General features: G+C 42.1%; 6 protein-coding genes. 4 read left to right on the plus strand and 2 right to left on the minus strand.

Annotated elements, in window-relative coordinates; all coding sequences use genetic code 11:
- The coding region (locus PX636_RS14815) for an HAD-IB family phosphatase (RefSeq protein ID WP_288117683.1) at positions 1-626 on the minus strand (626 nt) is incomplete at its 3' end.
- Positions 627-712: 86 nt separating this feature from the next.
- On the opposite strand from PX636_RS14815, the gene PX636_RS14820 reads away from it, so the two are divergent.
- The 3 genes from PX636_RS14820 to PX636_RS14830 all read left to right on the plus strand — a co-directional run bounded on the left by PX636_RS14820 (position 713) and on the right by PX636_RS14830 (position 4520).
- Positions 713-1531 carry a carbon-nitrogen hydrolase family protein gene (locus PX636_RS14820; protein WP_288117684.1) on the plus strand — a complete coding sequence of 273 codons (819 nt, stop codon included), beginning with the start codon at positions 713-715 and terminating at the stop codon, positions 1529-1531.
- A gap of 502 nt (positions 1532-2033) precedes the next feature.
- Entirely contained in the window at positions 2034-3371 is a 1338-nt protein-coding gene (locus PX636_RS14825) for a helix-hairpin-helix domain-containing protein (RefSeq protein ID WP_012266558.1), read from the plus strand.
- Between the two features lie 114 nt (positions 3372-3485).
- Positions 3486-4520 (plus strand): M42 family metallopeptidase, encoded by a 1035-nt coding sequence (locus tag PX636_RS14830; protein ID WP_288117685.1) that lies wholly within the window; start codon positions 3486-3488, stop codon positions 4518-4520.
- On the opposite strand, the gene PX636_RS14835 is transcribed toward PX636_RS14830, so the two are convergent.
- Positions 4517-5008 carry a hypothetical protein gene (locus PX636_RS14835; protein ID WP_288117686.1) on the minus strand — a complete coding sequence of 164 codons (492 nt, stop codon included), beginning with the start codon at positions 5006-5008 and terminating at the stop codon, positions 4517-4519. The genes PX636_RS14830 and PX636_RS14835 overlap by 4 nt on opposite strands.
- A 212-nt stretch (positions 5009-5220) precedes the next feature.
- On the opposite strand from PX636_RS14835, the gene PX636_RS14840 reads away from it, so the two are divergent.
- Positions 5221-6743: hypothetical protein (locus tag PX636_RS14840; RefSeq protein WP_288117687.1), on the plus strand; the 1523-nt coding region annotated here is incomplete at its 3' end.

Raw genomic sequence — 6743 nt, forward strand, 5'->3', positions numbered from 1 at the left:
CTCAATAACAGATATTCGCGAATCTCAAAAAAGTTATCCCAAGGAATATAGGGTTGATTTTCCGCTTGCAGATAATCGATTAAACGATCCCTAGCAAAAACTAGATCGGCCCTTCTAGCCATGGTAATATCGGTAACGGAATCACCGATCGCAATAGTTTCTACTCCCGAATATTTAGCCATAATCAAGGCTTTAGCCACTAATTCCGTCTCATTTTCCCAATCGGAATGAACTTGCAAATATTCCCCTTGAGTATGAAGATTGACCCCATAAATTGCCGTCACCTTATCTAATAGTCCCTCCCGTTTTAAGACCGTTTCAATCATGCCTTGGATGCCACCGGAGATAATAATAAAAGGGATGGATTGCTCCTGTAAAAAAGCGAGGAATTCGGCTAATCCGGGGCGAATTGGCTTGCTTTCGGCATAGGCGAGAATATCGGCGTATTTTTGGCTCGGTATCGACTCTAGCAGTTGACGAACACCCCGGCGCAGAGTCAGAGTGCGAGCGTACATTTGGGGCATAATTTGGGCCGATAAATCGGGGGCGAATTCTTTGAGCATACCCGCAAAAGTTTCCACGGCGGTGATAGTGCCATCAAAGTCACAGAAAACAATTTTACTCATGGGGTGACAAAATATCTGAAATTGGATATAATCGAAGGTTATGATTAATTTTACAGAGATTATCCGACTCTAGAGCTTCAACCCCCATGAAATCCTATCTCGCCGCCGCCATTCAAATGACCAGTCAGCCGGATTTAGAGAAAAATCTCGCTGCCGCTGAAGAGTTGATCGAACTTGCCGTGGGTAAAGGGGCGGAATTAATCGGTTTACCAGAAAATTTCGCCTTTATGGGGGCAGAAAGCGATAAAATCGCCCAGTCCGAGACTATTGCTCTCAAAGCCGATAAATTCCTCCGCACCATGGCCCAACGGTTTCAAGTAACTATTTTAGGGGGTGGTTTTCCCGTGCCGGTGACGGGTATTCCCGATAAGGCTTATAACACCGCTATTTTAGTTGATGCCAACGGTGCGGAATTAGCCCGTTATCAAAAAGTCCATCTCTTTGATGTCAATGTCCCGGATGGTAACACCTATCAGGAATCGAGTACAGTCATGGCAGGGATCGATTTACCGCCGATTTATGGCTCCGATAGCTTGGGCAAAATTGGCCTCTCGATTTGCTATGATGTGCGTTTTCCCGAACTCTATCGCTATTTATCGCAGCAAGGAGCCGATGTTTTATTTGTACCTGCGGCGTTTACAGCTTTTACAGGGAAAGATCATTGGAAAGTTTTGTTACAAGCGCGAGCGATCGAGAATACTTGTTATATAATAGCTCCCGCTCAAACGGGCAATAATTACGAACGCCGTCACACCCACGGTCACGCTATGATTATCGATCCTTGGGGTGTGGTTTTAGCCGACGCGGGGGAAGAAGCGGGAGTGGCAATTGCCGAAATTAATCCCCAACGTCTGCAACAGGTGCGACGACAAATGCCTTCCCTGCAGCATCGTGTTTTTGTTTAAAATTCGATTCGACAATTTTGTTGATAAAAACGCCTAATTTTGGGATTTAACTCGGTTTTTTCCCGTAACATTGCTCCCTGATAACAAGGGCCGAATCCAAAACCTAATTAGGGTTCTTCGGTTTGTCTTATGCAATGTACAGGGTTATAAGGAATTAAACTCTTATAGAGAAAGACATTTGGCGATTTTTGTTAATTGTTTTCGATCTAGAGCGAACTAATCAATTAAATCTCTTGCCAGATAAGGATTTAGTCTATTTATGCCCCCCGATCGAACCATACTAAGTAACTAAGAACCTTAAAGCCAACCTAAAACGGCGGGGTTTCAGCCCAAAATTTTCGATGATGTTGTTTAATTTGATCGTAACCTATTGTAGGTAGAATATACACTTTAGTTATTATTAATATGGTGATTTTTTTATCTTGGCAGCATGAGGGAACAAAGAAATGCTATATTTCTATTAGCACCGTTGCCAAAATCTCTGGAGAGTTGAGTTACTAATATGGTTAAAATTATCGGTCGTCAATCCTTGGGAAGAAAACCCGTTTACGATATTGGTGTGGAGAAAGATCATAATTTTTTGCTGGGCAACGGGTTAATTGCCTCCAATTGTTTTAATAAATCTCACTCCACTGCCTACGCTTACGTCACCTATCAAACTGCTTATTTAAAAGCTAATTATCCTGTGGAATATATGACAGCGTTACTAACTGCTAGTAGCGATAATCAGGATAAGGTGGAAAAGTATCGAGAAAACTGTCAGAAAATGAATATCGATGTCGAACCTCCCGACATCAATCGCTCGCAAAAACATTTTACCCCGATTGGGCGCAAAATTCTCTTTGGTTTGTCCGCAGTTAGAAATCTGGGAGAAAATGCGATCGAGGCTATTTTAAAAGCCCGGGAAGCAACGGGAGGAAAGTTTACTTCCTTAGGGGATTTTTGCGAGCGTGTTGATTTACGAGTAATCAACAAAAGAGCTTTAGAAACGCTAATTTATTGTGGTGCTTTTGATAAAATTCAACCTAATCGCCATCAATTAATTGAAGATTTAGAATTAGTAGTTGCTTGGGCGCAAAAACGCACCAAAGAGAAAGAAAGTGGTCAAATGAATATTTTTGATATGCTAGGAGGTAGCACAGAAAATAAACAAGAATCCGAGTTTGAACAGTCTCCCAGTGCAACCGCAGTAGAAGATTTTTCCCTACAGGAAAAGTTAAAACTGGAAAAAGAACATTTAGGTTTTTATGTTTCCGAACATCCTTTAAAAGCTTTACAAAGAGCCGCTCAAGTCCTATCTCCTATCAATTTAGCTGACTTAGAAGAACACAAAACCAGAAAAAAAGTTAGTGCAATTGTCCTATTAAATGCCGTCAAGAAAATTATGACCAAAAAAGGGACTCCCATGGCTTTTTTAACCCTAGAAGATGCCTCGGGACAATCGGAAGCGGTGATTTTTTCCGATAGCTACGAACGTCTGCAAAAATTATTAGTGGAGGAAGCAACTTTAATGGTGTGGGGAAAAGTTGATCGCCGAGATGATCGGGTACAATTAATTATCGAAGATGCGGAACCGATCGAAACCATTAAAATGGTGATGGTTAATTTATCGCTGCAAGATGTCGTCAACCAAAATCGTCAAAATCTTCTTAAAAGTATTCTGCAATCGGGAGACAAACAAAAGGCAAAAGTTCCCGTTATTGCCACCATTGGTGCGGGAACTCAGCGTCAATTTGTACGTTTAGGACAAAACTATTGGGTAGAGGATGACAATTCGGTGGTAGAGTCTCTAAAAGTTGCCGGTTTTCTGGCTAATTCTGCACCTCTGATTAATCATTAAATGCTAACTGGCAATCACCCAAGAGCCATGGCTGCGCCAATATTGTTCCTGTAAAACCTTTTCGATTTCCTGTTTCGATAATAATTCTCTTTCGACCCACAAATCAAGACAAATATGGATTTTGATCACCTCTTTGACACTATTGCTACTCTTGTCCTCCATCATTCTCCTAGTGGAATGGAAACGGAAATCGATCGCTTTTTACTAGAACGCTTTCAAGAGTTAGGATTAGAAACATGGCAAGATCAAGCGGGAAATGTCATCGGCAAAATTAGAGGACGAGATTCGACCAAAAAAATGGCTATTACTGGTCATAAAGACGAAATTGGTGCTATTATCAAAGTAATTAATCCCGATGGTACTCTGCAAATTCGCCAACTCGGGGGAGCTTTTCCTTGGATTTACGGAGAGGGAGTGGTGGATATTATCGGTGATAAAGAAACCAGATCGGGGATTCTCTCCTTTGGTTCCCGTCATATTTCCCATCAATCCCCGCAAAAAGTGCAGCAGGAAAACACTCCCGTCACCTGGGAATCCGCATGGATAGAGACGAAATTGACTCCAGAAGAATTAGACGCTTGCGGGGTGCGCGTCGGTAGTCGAGTCGTGGTGGGAAAACACCGAAAACAACCCTTGCGACTAAAAGACTACATTGCCAGTTATACCCTCGATAATAAAGCTTCCGTGGCGATTCTTTTGGCATTAGCAGCCAGAGTAATTAACCCCGCAGTGGATATATATCTGGTTGCCTCAGCTAAGGAGGAGGTAGGAGCCTTAGGGGCCTTATTTTTTACCGCAAATAACCGCTTAGATGCTTTAATTGCCCTAGAAATCTGTCCCCTCGCTCCTGAATATCCGATTAAGGATGGTAGCAGTCCTGTGTTATTGTCTCAGGATGGTTACGGTATCTATGATGAGCAATTAAATCAAGAATTGAGAATAGCGGCTGAAAAGGCGGGAATCCCCCTACAATTAGCCATTATTAGTGGTTTTGGTAGCGATGCCTCCATTGCTATGAAATTCGGTCATATAGCTAAGGCCGCTTGCTTAGGTTTTCCCACCCAAAACACCCACGGTTATGAAATCGCCCATTTAGGAGCCATAGCTAACTGCATTAGCATATTAGAAGCTTATTGTCAACTAATTTAACCATTTTTAGCAAAAAACCAGAGCATCAATAGAACAACAGCGATCGCCAGTCCGCTAAAAACAGTATTTTTATGCTGCTCTAACTGCATGGGTGCGGGGGATTCTTCTTTTTTCTGTTTATTTGTCCCCTTTTTAAATTGCGGTGCGCTATCGGGAAGTTTCTCTAAATCGGGAATCTTCGTCATCCACTCATCTGGGCGTTTGAGACGGGGAGCTTCGATAATATAAAGCAGACGCTTGGCCTGTTCGCGAATTTGATAGATAGGATGGGTAATAAGTTGCTTACAGATTTCACTAGCTTTCTCCCCCTCTCCCAACCCTTGATGGGCAGAAATTAACCAAATTTGAATCTCACCCCCTGCTCGGGATCCTAAGGAAATTAAGGCTAAAGCCGCATTTAATTGCTGGATACTAAGACGATATTGTCCACGCTCAAAGGCACTGATGCCAGCTTGATAAAGGTCTTGAAAAGAAGGATTTTCGGCCACGGAGTCAAGATCGAGATAAATAAAATTTTACACAAGTATAGCAAAAGCTAAGAAGCAAAAGGAAACTCTCGGCCATCAGCCTTGAATCAGTGATCAGCTTTTCAGTTATCGGTAAACTGATGACTGAAAAGCTCCCCACTTCCCCATTGAGAATGAGAATCTCGGCAAAAATCCGGTACACTTTCTCCTAAACCTGCTCAAAGCTGCACAATATGAAAGAGAGGAACTATCTCTTACTAAATATACTAGCGATCTCTACCATAATAATTAGTCTAGTTTTAGGGATTGTATTGGACAAAAAAGCCGCCTTGTTGGGAATTTTCGCAGTTCCTGCCATGGTCGCTTCTTTTATCCATCCCCGTCTAGGATTATTAGCCCTAATCATCTATCTTCCCCTGAGTAGTACCGTCACTTTTGCCGTGGCGAGAGTTTTTCAGGTAAAGGGCAACTTTATTGGTGAAGAGCCATCCTATGCTCTCTACAAAATCGCCAAGGATGCCTTTTATTTCCCAGCTTTAGCGGCAATTTTACTTAAAACCAAAACTTTTAAGCAATTAAGCCCTCAAATCAAGCCTTTTCTCCTCGCGGCTTCAATTTTACTTGCCATCAGCTTGATAACTTTTCTTTTTGTCAATCTGCCCCAAGGAGCAATTGCTGTGGGAATTGTAGGATTAAAAACCCTCCTCGGTTATATTCCCCTGGTTCTCTGTGGCTACTATCTAATCAAGGAAAAACGGGATTTATTCGTGGTTAATCGGCTTTTAATCGTGATGATCCTAGTCTGTTGCGTTTTAGCTCTAATTCAATACTTCTTACTCCTCCAAGGTATCTGTCCCGATAATGAATTCCTCAATCAACTGGAAGTTCTTGCCCCAAAATCCGACAGCCAATTTTATCCGGATATTACCGACAAAGCCAGCCTGAAAGCTCAATGTTTTGTCGGCGGTTCGGTGTTGTATAATCCCGATCGAGGCTTAATTCGTCTCCCCGGCACATTTTCCGATCCTTGGCAATGGGGTTGGTTTTTAGTATCTAGTAGCGTCATCAGTTACGCCGCCAGTTTTAGTGATCCACAAAAAAGATGGCGCGTCGCTGGTTGGGTGGCAATGGTTTTAGTCTTCCTTGCGACTCTGGTTTCTGGACAAAGATTACCTTTCTTGCTAGTACCTTTGTTTTACTTGGTTCTTTTTATTGCTACTAGCAAACATAAACAAAAGTTACCATTAAAATTGGGAATCTTGGGGCTGATTTCCTTGCTTGCGGTGACGTTAAATCCCTTTGTTCAGGAAAGAGGGCTAAATTTTATCGATCGCTGGCTATATTCATCTCCCATTGACTTTGTAGTCAATCAAATCCAGTGGGCCTTAAGATATTTACAGCTTTTTGGTTTTGGTTTAGGCAAAGCCACCAGTGGCGCTCGTCATATAGTGGGAGAAGAGGCGATAAGACTAATTGAGACCTACTACGCTAAACTCCTCTACGAAATCGGTATCGTCGGTTTTATCGCTTTTATGGCACTGGTGACAATTCTCTGTATTCTCACCTTTAAAGCCTATTTAAAAGTAAAAAATGCTGCTTTAAAGCATTGGGGTCTCTGTATCTGGATTTTTATACTTTTTATTAGCTATAACCCCTACTATTATCCTCTCTCCGTCGAGCCTGTTTCTGTTTACTATTGGTTATTCGCTGGAATATTGCTAAAACTGCCGGAAATCAGCGATAAATTGGAAGATGA

Origin of the sequence: Microcystis sp. M53598_WE2 (assembly GCF_030067735.1) — a bacterium.
GTDB lineage: Bacteria > Cyanobacteriota > Cyanobacteriia > Cyanobacteriales > Microcystaceae > Microcystis > Microcystis aeruginosa.

What these genes read in the sequence shown, in the direction of transcription:
- PX636_RS14820 (WP_288117684.1), top strand. Translation starts at nt 713, where the DNA reads ATGAAATCCTATCTCGCCGCCGCCATTCAAATGACCAGTCAGCCGGAT.
- PX636_RS14825 (WP_012266558.1), top strand. Translation starts at nt 2,034, where the DNA reads ATGGTTAAAATTATCGGTCGTCAATCCTTGGGAAGAAAACCCGTTTAC.
- PX636_RS14830 (WP_288117685.1), top strand. Translation starts at nt 3,486, where the DNA reads ATGGATTTTGATCACCTCTTTGACACTATTGCTACTCTTGTCCTCCAT.